At 64.9% G+C, this 17,454-nt stretch carries 18 protein-coding genes and 1 pseudogene; 13 read left to right on the top strand and 6 right to left on the bottom strand.

What is annotated here, in order from left to right; all coding sequences use genetic code 11:
• Positions 1-76: 76 nt before the first annotated feature.
• On the top strand, positions 77-1,507 hold the full coding sequence (locus A5906_RS17170) for an aldehyde dehydrogenase family protein (protein WP_080136581.1): 1,431 nt from the start codon (positions 77-79) through the stop codon (positions 1,505-1,507).
• 203 nt (positions 1,508-1,710) lie between these two features.
• On the opposite strand, the gene A5906_RS17175 is transcribed toward A5906_RS17170, so the two are convergent.
• Positions 1,711-2,688 (bottom strand): SMP-30/gluconolactonase/LRE family protein, encoded by a 978-nt coding sequence (locus A5906_RS17175; RefSeq protein WP_080136582.1) that lies wholly within the window; start codon positions 2,686-2,688, stop codon positions 1,711-1,713.
• Between the two features lie 89 nt (positions 2,689-2,777).
• On the opposite strand from A5906_RS17175, the gene A5906_RS17180 reads away from it, so the two are divergent.
• The 5 genes from A5906_RS17180 to A5906_RS17200 all read left to right on the top strand — a co-directional run bounded on the left by A5906_RS17180 (position 2,778) and on the right by A5906_RS17200 (position 5,875).
• On the top strand, positions 2,778-3,602 hold the full coding sequence (locus A5906_RS17180) for an NAD-dependent epimerase/dehydratase family protein (RefSeq protein ID WP_080136583.1): 825 nt from the start codon (positions 2,778-2,780) through the stop codon (positions 3,600-3,602).
• Positions 3,603-3,836: 234 nt separating this feature from the next.
• Positions 3,837-4,133 (top strand): hypothetical protein, encoded by a 297-nt coding sequence (locus A5906_RS17185; protein WP_080136584.1) that lies wholly within the window; start codon positions 3,837-3,839, stop codon positions 4,131-4,133.
• A gap of 207 nt (positions 4,134-4,340) precedes the next feature.
• Entirely contained in the window at positions 4,341-4,958 is a 618-nt protein-coding gene (locus A5906_RS17190; protein ID WP_080136585.1) for a hypothetical protein, read from the top strand.
• A 216-nt stretch (positions 4,959-5,174) separates the two neighbouring features.
• A complete protein-coding gene (locus tag A5906_RS17195) occupies positions 5,175-5,438 on the top strand; it encodes a GlsB/YeaQ/YmgE family stress response membrane protein (protein ID WP_080136862.1) in 264 nt (87 codons plus the stop codon).
• 23 nt (positions 5,439-5,461) lie between these two features.
• Positions 5,462-5,875 carry a hypothetical protein gene (locus A5906_RS17200; protein ID WP_080136586.1) on the top strand — a complete coding sequence of 138 codons (414 nt, stop codon included), beginning with the start codon at positions 5,462-5,464 and terminating at the stop codon, positions 5,873-5,875.
• Between the two features lie 296 nt (positions 5,876-6,171).
• On the opposite strand, the gene A5906_RS17205 is transcribed toward A5906_RS17200, so the two are convergent.
• Positions 6,172-6,855: a GntR family transcriptional regulator gene (locus tag A5906_RS17205; protein WP_080136587.1), complete on the bottom strand. Its 684-nt coding sequence runs from the start codon at positions 6,853-6,855 to the stop codon at positions 6,172-6,174.
• A gap of 177 nt (positions 6,856-7,032) precedes the next feature.
• Between A5906_RS17205 and A5906_RS17210 the strand changes: the two genes are divergently transcribed.
• The 5 genes and pseudogenes from A5906_RS17210 to A5906_RS44530 form a co-directional block, all read left to right on the top strand.
• Positions 7,033-8,751, top strand: coding sequence for an IlvD/Edd family dehydratase (locus A5906_RS17210; protein WP_080136863.1), 1,719 nt, complete (start codon positions 7,033-7,035; stop codon positions 8,749-8,751).
• 54 nt (positions 8,752-8,805) lie between these two features.
• Positions 8,806-9,801 carry a TRAP transporter substrate-binding protein gene (locus A5906_RS17215; RefSeq protein ID WP_080136588.1) on the top strand — a complete coding sequence of 332 codons (996 nt, stop codon included), beginning with the start codon at positions 8,806-8,808 and terminating at the stop codon, positions 9,799-9,801.
• 194 nt (positions 9,802-9,995) lie between these two features.
• Positions 9,996-10,574 carry a TRAP transporter small permease gene (locus A5906_RS17220; RefSeq protein ID WP_080136589.1) on the top strand — a complete coding sequence of 193 codons (579 nt, stop codon included), beginning with the start codon at positions 9,996-9,998 and terminating at the stop codon, positions 10,572-10,574.
• The coding region (locus A5906_RS44525; RefSeq protein ID WP_245326780.1) for a TRAP transporter large permease subunit at positions 10,571-11,214 on the top strand (644 nt) is incomplete at its 3' end. The genes A5906_RS17220 and A5906_RS44525, both read left to right, overlap by 4 nt.
• 1 nt (position 11,215) lies before the next feature.
• Positions 11,216-11,900: pseudogene (locus tag A5906_RS44530) on the top strand (TRAP transporter large permease subunit); the annotation flags it as partial.
• Here A5906_RS44530 and A5906_RS17230 read toward each other — a convergent pair.
• Both A5906_RS17230 and A5906_RS17235 read right to left on the bottom strand, forming a co-directional pair.
• Entirely contained in the window at positions 11,860-12,465 is a 606-nt protein-coding gene (locus A5906_RS17230) for a histidine phosphatase family protein (RefSeq protein ID WP_080136590.1), read from the bottom strand. The pseudogene A5906_RS44530 and the gene A5906_RS17230 sit on opposite strands and share 41 nt — an antisense overlap.
• Positions 12,462-13,256, bottom strand: coding sequence for an enoyl-CoA hydratase/isomerase family protein (locus A5906_RS17235; protein WP_080136591.1), 795 nt, complete (start codon positions 13,254-13,256; stop codon positions 12,462-12,464). Before A5906_RS17235 ends, A5906_RS17230 begins: the two co-directional genes overlap by 4 nt.
• Before the next feature lie 225 nt (positions 13,257-13,481).
• Between A5906_RS17235 and A5906_RS17240 the strand changes: the two genes are divergently transcribed.
• Positions 13,482-14,699, top strand: a complete 1,218-nt coding sequence (locus tag A5906_RS17240) for an NAD(P)/FAD-dependent oxidoreductase (RefSeq protein WP_080136592.1) — start codon at positions 13,482-13,484, stop codon at positions 14,697-14,699.
• Positions 14,700-14,739: 40 nt separating this feature from the next.
• Here the strand turns inward: A5906_RS17240 and A5906_RS17245 are convergent, their stop codons facing one another.
• Together A5906_RS17245 and A5906_RS17250 are read right to left on the bottom strand one after the other, a co-directional pair.
• Positions 14,740-15,651, bottom strand: a complete 912-nt coding sequence (locus tag A5906_RS17245; protein ID WP_080136593.1) for a ribokinase — start codon at positions 15,649-15,651, stop codon at positions 14,740-14,742.
• Between the two features lie 17 nt (positions 15,652-15,668).
• Positions 15,669-16,562: a sugar kinase gene (locus tag A5906_RS17250; protein WP_080136594.1), complete on the bottom strand. Its 894-nt coding sequence runs from the start codon at positions 16,560-16,562 to the stop codon at positions 15,669-15,671.
• Positions 16,563-16,767: 205 nt separating this feature from the next.
• Between A5906_RS17250 and A5906_RS17255 the strand changes: the two genes are divergently transcribed.
• The coding region (locus tag A5906_RS17255) for a VOC family protein (protein WP_245326768.1) at positions 16,768-17,454 on the top strand (687 nt) is incomplete at its 3' end.

Below are 17,454 nucleotides of genomic sequence, written 5' to 3' on the forward strand. Positions count from 1 at the left end.
GCGGGTTCATTTGCCGGCGCTTTCGTGCAAGGATGCCTGCCGAAACGCCCCCCAAGCCCCCAAGAAGAGGTTAACGATGGTCAATCGCATGCAATTCTACATCGACGGCGCCTGGGTCGATCCCGCCGTCAAGAAGTCCACCGCCGTGGTCAATCCCGCGACGGAAGAGGCGATGTACGAGGTTGCGCTCGGCTCCAAGGCCGATGTCGACAAGGCCGTTGCCGCCGCCAAGCGCGCCTTCGCAACGTTCTCCCAGACCAGCCGCGAGGAGCGCGTCGCGCTGCTCACCAAGGTGATCGAGGTCTACAAGACCCGCATCAAGGAGATCGGCGCCGCCGTCTCCGACGAGATGGGCGCGCCGCTGCCGATGGCGGAGAAGCTGCAGGCCGGCGCCGGCCTCGGCCATCTCATGACCACGCTCGACGTGCTCAAGAACTATCATTTCGAGGAGCCGGTCGGCACCGCCATGGTGCTGCGCGAGCCGATCGGCGTGGTCGGCATGATCACGCCCTGGAACTGGCCGCTCAACCAGATCGCCTGCAAGGTCGCGCCCGCGCTCGCCGCCGGCTGCACCATGATCCTGAAGCCGTCGGAGTTCACCCCGACCTCGGCGCTGATCTTCGCGGAGATCCTGCATGAAGCCGGCGTGCCGAAGGGCGTGTTCAACCTCGTCAACGGCCTCGGCCCCGAGGTCGGCGCCGCCATGAGCGAGCATCCCGACATCGACATGATCTCCTTCACCGGCTCGACCCGCGCCGGCATCGACGTGGCCAAGCGCGCCGCGCCGACCGTAAAGCGCGTCAGCCAGGAGCTCGGCGGCAAGTCGCCGAACGTCATCCTCGAAGGCGCCGACCTCACCAAGGCGGTGACCGGCGGCGTGATGCACATGTTCAACAACTCCGGACAGTCCTGCAACGCGCCCTCGCGCATGATCGTGCCGGCCTCGAAGATGAAGGAGGTCGCCGCGATCGCGAAGGCCGTCGCCGACAAGACCAAGGCCGGCGATCCGCGCGGCGAAGGCACCACCATCGGCCCGGTCGTCAACCGCGGCCAGTGGGACAAGATCCAGGCGCTGATCAAGAAGGGCATCGACGAGGGCGCGACCCTCGTCGCCGGCGGCCCGGGCCTGCCCGAAGGCGTCAACAAGGGGTTCTACGTCCGTCCGACCATCTTCGCCGACGTCACCCCCGAGATGACGATCGCGCGCGAAGAGATCTTCGGACCGGTGCTGACCATCCTCGGCGCCAAGGACGAAGCCGACGCCGTGAAGATCGCCAACGATACGCCCTATGGCCTCGCCGGCTACGTCTCGGGTGCGACGGTCGAGGACGCCAAGCGCGTTGGCCGCCAGATCCGCGCCGGCAACGTCAACCTCCAGGGCGTGCCCAACGACCGCACCGCGCCGTTCGGCGGCTACAAGCAGTCAGGCAACGGCCGCGAGTGGGGCAAGTACGGCCTCGAGGACTTCCTCGAAGTGAAGGCCGTCGCCGGCTTCAACGCGGCGTAGGCTTTATCGCCTGAACAAACAAAGCGCCGGAGCGGGAAGCCGCTCCGGCGTTTTTCGTTTCGTCATCGTGCGGAGGCAAAGGAGCGTGAGCGACGTGTCCGCCGACATTGCGAGCGCATAAGCAATCCAGAGTCTCTCCATGGGGACAGTCTGGATTGCTTCGTCGCAAGAGCTCCTCGCAATGACGGCGGAGAGACGTGCGCCTATCCCCCCACCGCGCCCTGCGTGTTTACATACAGCGCGTAGATCGACTGGCTCGCCGCCATGAACAGGCGGTTGCGCTTGAGGCCGCCGAAGCAGACATTGGCGCAGCGTTCGGGCAGGGCGATGCGGCCGATCATGACGCCGTCGGGCGCGAACACCACGACGCCGTCGAGCTCGGAATCGCCCATGCCCCAGCCGCACCAGAGATTGCCGTCGATGTCGCAGCGCATGCCGTCGGGCGTGCCCGGACCCGCGTCGATATGGACGCGCTTGTTGGAGATCGTGGTGCCCTCAGGCGAAACGTCATAGGCGAGGATCTTGCGGTTCGGTTGCCCCCGCGATTCCACGACGTAGAGAATCCTCTCGTCCGGCGAGAAGCACAGCCCGTTCGGCCCGAGCACGCCCTCGGCGACGATGGTGGCCTTGCCCGTCGCGGGATCGAGCCGATAGACGTTCGGCTCGATCTCGCTCTCGGCCTTGTAGCCCTCATAATTGCCGAGCAGGCCGAAGGTCGGATCGGTGAACCAGATCGAGCCGTCCGATTTGACAACGACATCGTTCGGCGAGTTCAACCGCTTGCCGTTGAATTGATCCATCAGCACGGTGATGCTGCCGTCATATTCGGTGCGCACCACGCGGCGTCCGCCATGCTCGCAGGTGATGAGCCGGCCCTGGCGATCCCTGGTGTTGCCATTGGCGAAATTGGAGGGTTTGCGGAACACGCTGACCGCGCCGGTTTCCTCCTCCCATTTGATGATGCGCTGGTTCGGAATGTCGCTGCAGAGCAAATAGCGTCCGTCGCCGAACCACACCGGCCCCTCGGCCCAGCGCAGGCCGGTCGCCAGCCGCTCTACGGCCGACAGTTTCAGCCAGTATTTTTCGAAGCGGGGATCGAGTGCTTTTATCGCCGGATCGGGATAGTAGCTCGCCGGCCGCCAGCCTGGCCGCTCCTGGGGGTGGGACGATGCCTCATTCATGTCGGTTCTCTCGTTTCGTTCCCTCTGGACAATGCTGCTATCATTAGAGACACGTGACCGCAAATCGATCACCAACGGCGAGGGAAGACATGCCGCGGATTTTGATGACGGGAGCTTCGGGCGGAATCGGCACGAGCCTGCGAAAACTGTTGCCGCCGATCTACCCGGATCTCCTGCTCTCCGACATCAGGCCGCCGGCCGATCTCGGCGCGAACGAGAAATTCAAGGCGGCCGACCTCGCCGATCTCGCGCAATGCGAGGCGATCTGCGAGGGGGTCGACGGCATCATCCATTTCGGCGGCTATTCGGTTGAAGGGACCTGGGATCAGATCCTTCAGGCCAACATCATCGGCGGCTACAATCTGTTCGAGGCGGCGTACCGCAAGGGCGTCAAGCGCGTGGTGTTCGCCTCGTCGAACCATGCCGTCGGCTTCTACCCGCGTCACCACAAGATCGGCACCGACGTCACCGCGCGCCCCGACGGGCGCTACGGCGTCAGCAAGGTGTTCGGCGAAGCGGTCGGCGCGCTCTACGCCGACAAGCACGGGCTGAAGGTGACCTGTCTGCGCATCGGCAATTTCGGCGACATGCCGCTCGACCAGCGTCGGCTCTCGATCTGGCTCAAGCCCGACGACCTCGTGCAGCTCTGCCGCATCGGGCTCGAACATCCCGACATCCATTTCGAAATCTTCTACGGCGCCTCCCTCAACGAGCGCGCCTGGTGGGACAACCATCGCGCCTACGAGTTCGGCTATCGCCCCACCGGCCGCGCCGAGGATTTCCGCGAGCACGCGATGGCCGAGCAGGCCAAGCTGAAGCCGGATCCGGTCGGCGATTATTTCCAGGGCGGCACGTTCTGCAGCATGGAGTTCGATGCCGACCCGAGCCGCATCATCGATTGGACCAAGCGCTAGCGTCGACGTCTGCCCTCCCGGCTCCGCTTGCGGGGGCCGGAGAGGGGAGCGATTGCGATGATGGCGAGGTTCTGAACGGCCCTTGCGTCTAACGTCTGAGTGCACACCGTAGACATCCGGATTTCCGTTTGCGGAAATAGGCGTTCTATTGTCGGAACACGTGAAGCGTTTCTTCTATGCATTGCGTTGCGCGGAAGTGACCGCCTTTTTCATTCTAGCGATTGTGGAAGCAAGATGCGCAAGATGGTTCTCTCAGGGGCCGCGGTGTTGACGGTGGTCCTCCTCGCTGCGGTATCCTGGCCAACGCCGCGTCCGGATGTGGAGCGTTTCGGAGACAGCGTCTACGAAACCATCTGGTTCTGGCGCATTCCGGCCTACACCTATAGTCCGGCCTGGAGCGTGCGCTGGATGTGGAGCGATCCACTGCGCGCGCAGGCAAGATGCTGCCGGGCTGCGCCGCAGCCGATGTCCGAGCCGGGCTCGCAGGTTCCTCCGGCCAGTCAGGCGATCGCGCGCCTGGCAGGCAAGTAAATGAGCAGCGCGGTAGTCTGCTCTCCGTTTGAAGTGTCCGGCTGCATCACGCGCTGTGCCAGCTCGACGCACATGGTTCCGCGGATAGCTCGCATTTCTCTCAAATAAGTTCCTTGCTTTAAGCTTAACCAGAAACCTAATCCTCGATTTACAGCTGCAATCTACAGTTTACCTTGTTCTTGAATCGGTCATTCAAGGACGCCAGCAATGCGCCGCTCTGCGCTCAACCCATGTCTTGCGATTGTTGTGGTGGCATCGGGTTTCAGCGCCTACGCCGACGACAAGAAGGCCGATGGCAGCAGCTCGGCGTCGCTCGCGCCGCGTGCGAAGATCGAATGCTCGCTCAAGCGCAAGCCCGGTGAACCGCTCGATCCCCCGTCGACGGCCGCCATCCCCTCGACTGAATCCTTCGTTGCGAGCGCGCATTTCAGGGAGGACATGACGCCGACCGCGGCCGTGAAGATTTCGTGGCTCGGCGCGACCTTCGCGCGCCGGTTCGCCGTCAAGGTCGAAACCGTGGACGACACGTCTCTGCAGACTCACGTCTTGAACAATCCTGCGAATGCCGCGCGGATCGTCGACGAGCTGGGCACTCGCGCCGAGAGCAAGCTTGCCGATATCTGGTGCCTGTTGAAGCTGCAGGCCAACGGCGAAAGCGGGGCGCTACAGACCAGCTCGGCTCCGAACCTCTTCTTTGTCCGTGATGGCGCGGGCGATCTTGGCGTGGTTGACGCCCTGTGGGGTGGCGCGGGCTGGGAAATTGGCGCCAGTCCCATCGGAAACCCGCGGGCATGGACTCCCGGCACGCGCGTCTTCTCTCACTGACATCATCCGCTCACGATCGCCGTGCCTCGATACGTTTCGCGTTGCGGGGCTCGTTGAGCGCCTTCCGCGCCAGAAAGAGCAGGCTCCGGCTTTTGGCTCGGCCGCCTCTGCCCATTGATCTAGATCAACGTCATTCCCGGCATGTCTGGCCCATCAAGCGATCACGCATTCCTTCAGACGTTTGATCTTGCGAATTGACCGAATGGAGCGATGGACATGGGCATCCTTTGGACGATCATCATCGGATTTATCGTGGGACTGGTCGCGAAGTTCATCATGCCCGGCGACAAGTCCGAGCCCAAAGGATTCATCTTGACCACGGTCCTGGGAATTGTGGGCGCGTTCGTTGCGACATGGCTCGGCCAGGCCGTGGGATGGTACCGGTTCGGGGAGGGCGCCGGCTTCATCGGAAGCGTGGTCGGTGCCATCATCCTCCTGTTTCTGTACGGCCTTGTCATGGGTCGTCAGGGGCGTGCCTGATCGATCCACATGATCGGCCGAGCATGAAAATCAGACTGCCCGCCGTCGCGATGCTCGCACTGATCGCCTCAGGGCCGGCGCGGGCCGCAGCGCTGAGCGAGGCCGAGGCGACGTTCCTCGAGCAGCTCGTCACCGCATCCGTGGTGCTCGAGCAGCGATGCACGGGCTATGAGGTCGATGGCTCCGGCAGCGTTCAGCTCGGCGCCCGGCTTCTCGGCAGCCCTGATGCCGCGATGGCGATCATCGACGCCTATGCTGCGGCCATCAAGGCCCATGATGGCGAGAGCTACGATCCCGGAAAATTCCGCCCCGAGGTGGCCGAGGCCGCGAGAAGGACATTCAGGCGGGTCCGTACGGACCTGATCAGGAACCCGAAACGGGCCTGCGCCGATCATGGCGAGAGCAGCGCGGCGCGCGGCCTGCTGAGACGGTATTGAATGGTCCTTTGCGCACCCGAGGCGCCTCAGCAGACATCAGCCGCTGGCGATGTCCCGGCGCATCTTTTGCAGTCGCGCGATCGTTCGTGAGCAGCGCACGGCAGGGGCCACGCGGCCGGGGGGCGATCGGCTTGCCACTCACTTTCCTTGGCAGGCCGCCTTCGCGGGCGGATTCGTAGCGGAAACCATTGAGTGATTGGAGCCAATCTACCAGAAGACTATCCGCCGGGTTCCACTGCCGGCCGCAAGTTTCCGCATCGGCCGCTGCCGGGACGGCGGACCAAAAAGCGCACGCGCTAGCGCTCTTCTTCCCCCGCAATCCGCGCCAGATAATCCGACTTGCTGAACTGCATGTGGTCGACGCATAGCTGCGCCAGTGCCCAGCTGTCGCGGCCCTTCAACAGCTCGATCATCAGCTCGTGCTGGCGCCGCGATTGCGCGAGACCCTCGCGGTCGGCGAGGTTTTTTGCGCGCATCGGCAGCGTCAGGTTCATGTAGTCCTGCAGTGAGCGCACCAGATAGGGATTGCCGCAGGCCGAGAACAGCGCGAGGTGGAAGGCGTCGTTGGCCTCGTGGATACCGCGAAGGTCCTGCACATCGGCCTTGGCGCAATATTGCCGTTGCAGCGTGCTCAGCGCATCGATCAGGGCTTGCGGCGCGGGCAGGGGGATCATCAGTGCGGCCTGGCGGGTCAGCATCTCCCGGACCTCGTAGATCTGCCGCACCTCCTCGGCCGAATAGAACCGCACGGTGGCGCCGACATTCTTCTCGCGGCGGACGATGCCGCGCCGCTCCGCATCCACCAGCGCCTGCCGCACGAAGTGCCTGGAGGTGCCGTAGCGCGACATCAGCGCGTCCTCGGTGAGGCGCGCGCCGGGCGCGAGGCGGCCGAAGATGATGTCTTCCTCCAGCCGCGCGACGACGTCGTCCGGATCGTCGCGCCGGACCAGCATGGCATCTGCGCTGCGAATGTCGGACATGCCCTCCGCCTTCCGGCCTTGAGCCGGTCCTGACTGTGGAGCAGGGAAGGTGAGGATTGTCAATAATCTGCTCGGCTGGCGGTGCCGCGGTCCAGAAAATGGCCTTACTGCCGCCCGTCTTATTGACAATCAAGGGGTAGGCTGTACCACAATGGTGAACGTGGAAGGAGCGGCATGATGACAAGTGGCTTGCGCAAGGGTCTGACGAGTTATGGCGATGCCGGCTTTTCGCTGTTCCTGCGCAAGGCGTTCATCAAGGCCATGGGCTATTCCGACGACGCGCTGGAGCGTCCGATCGTCGGCATCACCAACACCTATAGCGACTACAATCCCTGCCACGGCAACGTCCCTGAGATCATCGAGGCCGCCAAGCGCGGCGTGATGCTGTCGGGGGCCATGCCATTCGTGTTCCCGACCATCTCGATCGCCGAGAGCTTTGCGCATCCGACTTCGATGTATCTGCGCAATCTGATGGCGATGGACACCGAGGAGATGATCCGCGCCCAGCCGATGGATGCGGTGATCGTGATCGGCGGCTGCGACAAGACTCTCCCCGCGCAGGTGATGGCTGCGATCAGCGCCGACCTGCCGACCGTGGTGATTCCCGTCGGGCCGATGGTGGTTGGCCATCACAAGGGCGAGGTGCTGGGCGCCTGCACCGACTGTCGCAGGCTGTGGGCGAAATATCGCGCCGGCGACATGGACGATGCCGAGATCGAGGCGGTCAACGGCCGCCTCGCGCCATCGGTCGGCACCTGCATGGTGATGGGCACGGCCTCGACCATGGCCTGCATGATCGAGGCCATGGGTCTGTCGCTGCCGATGAGTGCGACGATCCCCGCGCCGCATGCCGAGCGGTTTCGCCTCGCGGAGGCCAGCGGCAAGGTCGCCGCCGAGATGGCCAAGACCAAGGGCCCGAAGCCGAGCGAGCTTCTGACGCCGGCATCGTTCAGGAATGCGCAGGTCGTGCTCCAGGCCATCGGCGGCTCGACCAACGGCCTGATCCATCTGACGGCGATGGCGCATCGCTCGCCGCACCGGCTCGACCTCGCGGCTTTCGACCAGATCGGCCGCGAGGTGCCGGTGCTGGTCGACCTCAAGCCGTCGGGCGAGCACTATATGGAGCATTTCCATCACGCCGGCGGCGTGCCGAAATTGCTGGCGCAGCTCGGCGATCTCATCGATCTCGATGCGAAGACCATCACCGGCCAGACGCTGCGCGAGGTCGCGGCGAATGCCGAGGACGTGCCCGGCCAGGACGCGATCCGTCCGCGCGACAATCCGATCAAGACGGAAGGCGGCCTTGCCATCCTGCACGGCAATCTCGCCCCGCGCGGCGCCGTGATCAAGCAGTCGGCCGCGAGCCCGAAGCTGTTGCAGCATACCGGGCGCGCGGTGGTGTTCGAATCCGTCGAGGACATGACCCTCCGGGTTGACGATCCCGACCTCGACGTGAATTCCGACGATGTGCTGGTGTTGCGCAATGCCGGCCCCAAGGGCGCGCCGGGCATGCCGGAAGCAGGCTATCTGCCGATCCCGAAGAAGCTCGCGCGCGGCGGCACCAAGGACATGGTGCGCATTTCCGATGCGCGCATGAGCGGCACCGCGTTCGGCACCATCGTGCTGCATATCACCCCGGAATCCGCCGTCGGCGGTCCGCTGGCGCTGGTGAAGAATGGCGACATGATCAGCCTCGATGTGGCCAGGCGCAGCATCGAGCTGCTGGTCGATGCGGCCGAGCTGGAGCGCCGGCGCGCCGCCTTGAAGCCGGCCGATGCGCCCGAAGAGACACGGCGCGGCTACGCCTGGCTGTTCAACGAGACCATCATGCAGGCCGACGAGGGCTGCGACTTCGACTTCATGCAGAGGACTGGGAAGAAGACCGAAACGGGTTGATAGCAAGCGAACGCTCAGACCGCACAAGCGGCGGGCGACAAACAGGGGGAAACGATGATTGCACGATCCATGCGTGGGCTCGCGGTTGTTGCCGCCATGCTGTTCGTCACAGGGGCAGGGGCACAGGAGGTGAAGCATTATCGCTTCGCCTATGACCAGCCGCGCAACACCGGCTATTCCATCGCCGCCGACCTGTTTGCCGACAAGCTCAAGGAATTGAGCAAGGGCACCATGATCATCGACCAGTATCCCGGCGCGCAGCTCGGGCAGGAGCCGCAGGTGCTCCAGCTCGTGAAGGCCGGCGACATCGAGTTCGCGATCATCTCCTCGGCCAACACCGCGACCATCTCGCCGCAGGCCGGCGTGATGTCGCTGCACTTCCTGTTCCGCGACGAGAACCACGTCATCAAGGGGCTCGCAGACCCCCGCGTGTTCGAAGCGCTCAGGACGCTGATCGACGAGACCACGCAGGGCCTTCATGTCATCGCGACGGGCTCGCAGGGCGTGCGCCACATGTACTCCAAGAAGGAGATTCACAATGTCGGCGACATCAAGGGCTTGAAGATCCGCGTGCAGGCGACCGCGACGGAGGACACCATGTTCCCGGCCTATGGCGCCCAGACCGTGCACATGCCGTTCGGCAGCGTCTACACCAGCCTGCAGACCGGCGTCGTCGACGTCGCCGAGAACAGCATCAACGTCTACCTCGTCAACAAGCACTACGAGGTCGCGCCGGTCCTGAACATCACCGAGCACGAAGCCAACAACGCGCTGGTGTACATCTCCGACAAGCTCTGGCAGAGCCTCTCGGCCGAGCAGAAGGGCTGGGTGCAGACCGCGGCCAACGAGATCAGCTCGAAGGAGCCGGCAAAGGCGTTCGAGCTCGAGCGCACCGCAGCCGACAAGCTGAAGAAGATGGGCGTGAAGATCGTCGACAACGTCGACAAGAAAAGCTTTACGGCGATCGCCGATCCCTATCTCGACAAGCTCGCCAAGGACCTCGGCCCGCACGCCGAGAAGATCAAGGATCTGATCCGGTCGATCAATTAGGGCCGCCCGCCGCCATCCTTCGAGACGCCCGCCTTGCGGCGGGCCCTCAGGATGAGGTCTCGTTTCGCGGCGAGATTTCAGACCCTCATGGTGAGGAGCCCGCCAAAGCGGGCGTCTCGAACCATGCAGGCCGAGCACGATCGGTAGCTTCCCAGCTGTCGCATCCGATAGCTTTGGGACGACGGGGGAATTGAATGTCGATCGCCGACAAACTGCTCGTTCAACGCCAGCGCCACCTCAAATGGCGCGCGTTCGACTGGCTCGAGCTTGCGCTGATGATCCTCTGCGGCCTGCTCTGCTTCGGCTTCTCGCTGTCGGTGACCGCCGACGTCGTCACACGGACCATCGGCCATCCCTGGCTGTGGTTGCAGGAAGTCACCTCGACGCTGTTCATCTACGCGATCTTCATTGGCACGGCGGCCGCGACCCGGCGGAACGACCACCTCTATCTCACCGCCATTTCCGAGGCCATGCACGGCACGCCGCGGCTGATCGTCGAGGTGATCATCCGCCTCGTCGTGCTCGGCGTCGCCTTCTGCCTGATCTGGTACGGCTACCAGAACTATCTGCGCGGCTTCGGCAGTTTTCGTCTGCCGTCGGGCACGCCGATCGCTTCGCTCTACGTCATCATCCCGCTCTCGGGCGTGCTGATCGGCCTGTTCACCATCGAGCAGCTCGTCAACGGACTGCGTAATGGTTTTGACCATCCCGAGCCGCCGGACGAGGACGCGGCGCCCGTCGTCACCGAAGCACAGGTGAGGGCGCAGCCGTGAGTGCACCTGTCGTCCTGGCATTGATGTCGATCTGCTTCCTGTCGTTCGGCTATCTCGGCGTGCCCGTGCCGTTCTCGCTGATGGCCGGCGTCTTTATCGGCGCGATCCTCTCCGATGTCTCGCTCGCCGCCATCATCCAGAAGATCTTCGACGGCGTCGATTCCGAGGCGCTGCTGGCGATCCCGTTCTTCCTTTTGGTCGGCGAGCTCATGAGCTCGGCGAATGTGGTAGTGCGCATAGCCAACCTCTCGGTGTCGCTGGTCGGGCATATCAGGGGCGGGCTGTCGCAGGTCGTGGTCGTCTTCAGCATGTTCTTCTCGGAGATGTCGGGCTCGACCACCGCCGACGTCGCGGTGATGAGCCGGGCGCTGGGCGGCCCGATGAAGCGCGAGGGCTACGAGCCCGCCTTCATCGCCGCCATCATTGCCTCCGCCTCGACCATTGCGGCGCTGGTGCCGCCGAGCATCACGGCCGTGGTCTATGGCGCGGTCGGCAACGTATCGATCGCCGGCCTGTTCATGGCGGGCGTGGTGCCCGGCCTGATGATCGGCTTTGGCCTGATGATCTACTGCTACTTCTTCGGCCCGTCCGGCCTGCGCAAGCCGCGCGCGCCGCTGCGGCAGGTGGTGTTCGCGGCGGGNGCCGCTGATGATCCCGGTGATCCTGCTGGGCGGCATCCTCACCGGCTGGTTCACGCCGACGGAGGCCGGTGTCGTCGCCGTGGTCTGGATCATCCTGGTGGTGATCCCCGCGCTCAACCGCGGCCACTTCAGGAAGATCCCTTACGATTTCTGCCTCGCCGGCCTGATCTTCTCGCTGCCGCTGATCACGATCGGCGCCGCCAACGCCTTCGGCTGGATGCTCGCGTACTTGCGCGGCGCGACCTACATCGCCGAGTGGATCACGTCCATTGCCGGCAACGATCCGCATCTGATCATGCTGCTGATGGTGCTGCTGTTCACCGTGGTCGGCGATTTCATCGAGCCGGTGCCGACCATCATCATCTTCATGCCGCTGGTCAACGCGCTGACCGAGGCCGGCGACATCAACGGCGTCCACATGGGCGTGGTTCTGATCGCAACGCTCGCCTTCGGCCTGATCACGCCGCCTTACGGGCTCGTCCTGTTGATGGCCTCGAAATTCGTCGGCATCAGCTTTGCCAAGGCGCTACGCGCGGCACTGCCGATCTATGTGGTCTTCCTCACCACCATCGCGTTCGCGATCTATTTCCCGAGCGTGGTGCTGTGGCTGCCGCGGCACGTGCTCCCGGAATCGGTCGGTTGCTTCAAGTCGCCGGCGGGGACGGGCTATATCTGTCCGCAATAGCGACCTGCTCGACACGCCATTGTGCCTGCTCGCGCACGTATCGGAACGGCGTGCCATGGCTGTTCTTGAAGTAGCTGCCGCAGAGCGCATTTGCCATGCCCTGCATCACCGCGTCGTGGCAGACGAACAGGAGCTGATCGTCGGGATGACGGTCGAGCCAGGCGGAGACGCAAGCGAGCGACCGTTTCGTCATGGCGTCCCAGCTCTCCCCATCGGCCGGCAGGATCGAGACGAGGCCCGTCGCCGACTTGACGCCGTGTTTGATCATGAGGTCGCGAACGGGCAGGCCCTCGAAGCTGCCGAAGTCGAACTCGATGAGGCCGTCGTCGATCGCGAGCGGCACCGAGATCGCGGCCGCGATGATCTCGGCCGTTCGTGACGCGCGCACCAGCGGGCTTGCGACGATGCGGCTGATGCCGGCGCCGCGCAGCATGGCCACGGCCTCGTGCGCCTGCCGCAGACCATCCTCGTTCAGCGGATTGTCGGTCCGGCCCTGGAAGCGTCCCTCGCGATTCCAGTCGGTCGCGCCGTGACGAAGGCCGTAGAAGCTGCGCGCGGGTGTCACTTCGACTTGCTCGTGAATTTCTTCACGGCGGTGCGGAACGCCTCCGTGTTCATCGCCATGACGATCTTGTGCTCCTCGGCATCGAGCTGCTGTTTCACGGGCGTGGTGGCGGCCGCATAGACCAGCTGCTTGGTGCCGGCGATCGCCGCCGGCGGATTCTGCGCCAGTCGCTCGGCCAGTTGTCGCGTCGCCGCCTTCAACTCCGCGGCGGGTACGGTCTTGGCGACGAGACCCCACTCGTAAGCCTGCTGTGCGGTAAAATTGTCCTCGGCGAGAAAGATCTGCAGCGCGCGGCGCGAGCCGACCGTGCCGACGATCCCAACCGTGGAGCCGCCATCCGGCGACACCCCGATCTTGGCATAGGCCGGCGTGAACCTGGCATCATCGGCGGCGATGCAGATATCGGTGACGAAGGCGAGGCCCATGCCGGCGCCGGCGGCCGAGCCGTGCACGCTGGACAGCGAGATCTTCGGCATCCGCCTGACGATCTCGATGAAGGCGTGATAATGCTTGAGCAGTTCGCCGACGACAGGCGTCACCGTGCCGGCTTCGGCGGCGGCCCCGATCGTCTGCAGATCGCCGCCGGCCGAGAAGGCGCGGCCTTCGCCCTCGATCACCAGGACCCTGATGGCGTCGTCGCCTTCGATATAGGCCGCGAGCTGCTCCAGCTTCTGCGCGATCGCGAGGTTGATCGAGTTGAATGCGGCGGGGCGGTTGAGCGTGATGGTTGCAATCGGGCCGTCGATCCGCAGCAGGGCGGGATCGTCGGGCTGAGAGGCGGGTGCTGGCATCTTGAAATCCCCGGCAAGAGGTTCGTTGCTGCAACTAAATCGCAGAAGGCGAGGGGAGACAATCCCCGGCCGCTCTTGCGCCCGGCGGAACGATAGGCTCAAATGGAGCCGCCTTCGCCAAGGGACGGACACGAGCGCCGGCTCCTCGAAAGGCCAGCAAACCAAAATCAGCGAGAGAGGAGACGACATGAGTCACGCTCGTGTCTCCGGAAATGGGCTGCTCCGATGACTGGCCCGGTGATCATCGTCGGTGCCGGCCATGGCGGCTACCAGGTCGCGGCATCCCTGCGCCAGGCGGGCTTTTCCGAGCGCATCTGCCTGATCAATGACGAGGCGCATCTGCCCTATCAGCGGCCGCCCTTGTCCAAGGCCTACATCAAGGGCTCGGCGGGGCCGGAGAGCCTGATGTTCCGCCCCGAAAAATTCTACCAAGACCAGAAGATCGAGCTGATCGCGGGGCGCACGGTATCGATCGACCGCGCCGGGCACACGGTGCTGCTCGCGTCCGGCGAGACGCTGCCTTACGGTCACCTCGTGCTGGCGACGGGTGCGCGCAACCGGCTGCTCGATCTGCCCAACGCCAATCTGCCCGACGTGAAATACTTGCGCATCCTCGACGACAGCGAGGCGCTGCGGGGGATCATGCCGTCGAAAAAGCGCGCTGTGATCATCGGCGCCGGCTTCATCGGCCTCGAATTCGCCGCCACCGCGCGGATCAAGGGCCTCGAGGTCGACGTGCTCGAACTCGCCCCGCGCGTAATGGCGCGCGCGGTGACAGCAGAGGTCTCGGAATATTTCCAGGAGCGCCATCGCGAAGCCGGCGTCCGCATCCATCTCGGCGTGCAGGCCACCTCCATCGAAGCGGAGGGTGGCAAGGTCACCGGCGTGTCCTTGAGCGACGGGCGGCATCTGCCCGCCGACCTCGTCGTGGTCGGCGTCGGCGTGCTGCCCAATATCGAGCTTGCGGCCGAGGCTGGGCTGCCGGTCGCGGCCGGCATCATCGTCGACGAATATCTGTCGACGTCCGATCCCGATATCTCGGCGATCGGCGACTGCGCGCTGTTTGCGAGCCCACGCTTCGGTAGCTCGCTGCGGCTGGAATCGGTGCAGAACGCCACCGACCACGCCCGCTGCCTCGCCGCGCGCCTGACCGGTGACCGAAAACCTTACGACAGCCATCCCTGGTTCTGGAGCGACCAGGGCGATGACAAGCTCCAGATCGCGGGGCTCACCACCGGCTATGACCGCGTCGTGCTGCGCGGCGATCCCGCGAAGAAGGCGTTTTCCGCGTTCTGTTATCACGGCGAGAGGCTGCTCGGCATCGAGTCCATCAACCGCGCCGGCGATCACATGTTCGGCCGGAGATTGCAGAGCATGGACCGCTCGATCACGCCGGAACAGGCCGCGGATGAAAGCTTTGACCTGAAGAGCGCGCTGGCGTGACGTTGCTCCCCGCTTGCGGAAAAGGCGAAGGAAGCCTTGGCTAGCGTTGAAGCACCGCCGCCACCTCGGCGGCCGTCGGCATCGACGGCCCGGCGCCCATCCGCTGCACGGAGATCGAGGCGGCGGCGTTGGCGAAGGTGAGGGCTGCGCGCAATGGCGTACCGTCGGCGAGCTGTGCCGCCAGCGCGCCCACAAAACAATCGCCGGCACCGGTCGTGTCCACCGCCTTCACCGCGCGGCCCGCCACGGAAATCTCCTCGTGGCCCGCCAGCGCCAGCACGCCGCGCCTGCCGAGCGTGACGCAGATGGTCTGGTCCGCGCGCGCCTGAAGTCTTCGCGCGACGTCGATGATGCGCGCGGCCTCGTCACTGTCGGACAGTTCGACGCCGGCGAGAAAGCCGAGCTCGGTCTCGTTCAGCACGAGGATATCGACGAGCGCCAGCAGCTCGCTCGACATCTTCTGCGCCGGCGCCGGGTTCAGCACGGTCGTGGCCCCGGCCTCGCGGGCCCGCGCAAAGAACGCGGCAATCGTCGGCAGCGGAATCTCGAACTGGCTGACGGCAACATCGCCCTTCGCCAGCGGAACGGCGCTCACGTCCTCCGCGCCGACCAGCGCGTTGCTGCCGGGAATGACGACGATGGTGTTGTCGGACTCGGCGACCGTGATGATCGCAGTGCCACTGTGCGTGTCGGCTTCGCGCACCGAGCCGAGATCGACGCCCTGCGCGCCGAGGAAAGCTCTCAGCTCAGCACCGAATGCATCCTTCCCCAGCCGTCCGATCAGCGTCGTCCGCGCGCCGAGCCGCGATGCCGCCACCGCCTGGTTCGCGCCCTTGCCGCCCGGAAAATAAAGCACCTCTTTGCCGGCGACGGTCTCGCCGACCCTGGGATGGCGATCGGCCGTCGCCACCACATCCATGTTGATGCTGCCGGCGACGAAGACGCGCCCCATGGTGACCTCAGCGAACGCTAGACCCTGACCTCGAACTCGTGCCTGACCTTGGCGATGTCGACGAGGGTCGGCAGGCCGGCCTCGTTGCCGAGGCGCTGAATCTTGTAGGTCGAGGCGGCGCGCGCGAAATCGAAATGTTCGCGCCAGCTTTTGCCGGGATGGGCGAGGTAGGAATAGACATAGGCGCCGTGGAACACGTCGCCGGCGCCGTTGGTGTCGATCACGCGCTCGCGCGGGATCGGCATCGCCGGCATGATCTCGACCGCGCCGGTCTCGTTGTACCAGAGCAGGCCCTTCTCACCCATGGTGACGCCGCCGATCTTGCACCCGCGGCTCTTCAGATAGTCCAGCATCTTCTCTGGCGTCAGGTCCATCTGCTCGCACAGGCGCTCGGCGACGATGGCGACGTCGATGAATTCCAGCAGCTCATGCGTGTTGGTGCGCAGGCCGCCGCCGTCGAGCGAGGTCAGGATGCCGGCCTCGCGGCAGACTTTTGCGTAGTGGATCGCCGCATCCGGCTGGTGGCCGTCGACATGCAGCGCGCGGCAATTGCCGAGATTGAGGATCGGGAAGGGGTGGATGTGGGAATCGTCGCGGCAGCGGACGATGGCGCGCTTGCCGTCCTTGGGCATGATGAAGGACAGCGAGGACTGGTTCACCTTCCGCGGATGCAGCGAGATCGCGTATTTCGCGCACATGTCCTGGAACATGCGCCCCAGCCAGTCATTGGCGGCGGTGGCGATCAGGTCGGGCACGATGCCGAGCTTGGCGCAGCAGAACGCTGCTGTGACCGCATTGCCGCCGAAGGAAACCGCGTAATCCGAGGCCACGTGCTTTTCGTCGCCGGTCGGCATGTGGTCGGTGATGAAGACGACGTCGATATAGGTCTGTCCGATAAAGAGAGCCTGCATTGCCTATCCGTGATGCGCTGGGTGGTCCCGACCGGCCGCTTACCTTAGCACCGCTTCGGCGGGAGCCAAAATATTCGCAAAGTCATGGCGATAGACGCTTGAGGTCGGCCGAGGGGCGGAATACGACCGTGGCTGGGCGAGCTGACCGGGCAGAGCCAACGGCCTCACGGGCGTTCCGGTTCCGGCCCGTTGCGGAGGAGGGAACATGATCACCGGCCTCGATCACATCGTCGTTCTGGTCAGGGATATCGGTGCGGCGAAGGCGGCCTATCAGACCCTGCTCGGACGCGCGCCGGCCTGGCAGAATTCGGGCGAGGGCGCCGACCGGGTGCTGTTCACGCTCGAGAACATGACGATCGAGCTGATGGCGCCGAGCGGCTTCAGCATCACCGCCGACCGCATGCGCGCGCTGCTCGACGACCAGGAGGGCGTGCTCGCCAGCCTGTGCTTTCGTGTCGCGGACATGGCCAAGATGCACCGCCGGCTTGAGCGGGTAGCCTTGAGGCCGGACCCGGTCGCCGAGGTCGAAAGCAGCGATGCCGCCACCGATGCCGTCCTGCACTGGAAGCGCACCCGCGCCGCCACCGAGCTGACGCGCGGCGTCCGGATGTTCTTCCTCGAACTCGCCGATGAGCGGCCCAAATCGGTCGCGACCGACATCGCGCCGATTGACGGGCTCGACCATGTCGTGATCACCACCGAGGATTCCGAGCGCGCAGCCGCGCTCTATGGCGCGCGGCTCGGGCTCGACCTCGCGCTCGACCGCTCACATCAGGATTGGGGCCAGCTGATGTTCTTCCGCTGCGGCGATCTCATCGTCGAGGTGGTGCGCCGGCCCGTCGCGGGTGGCGATGCCGCGCATGACCGTCTCTGGGGCCTGAGCTGGCGGGTC

It is taken from the genome of Bradyrhizobium sacchari, from assembly GCF_002068095.1.
In the GTDB taxonomy this organism is placed as follows: domain Bacteria; phylum Pseudomonadota; class Alphaproteobacteria; order Rhizobiales; family Xanthobacteraceae; genus Bradyrhizobium; species Bradyrhizobium sacchari.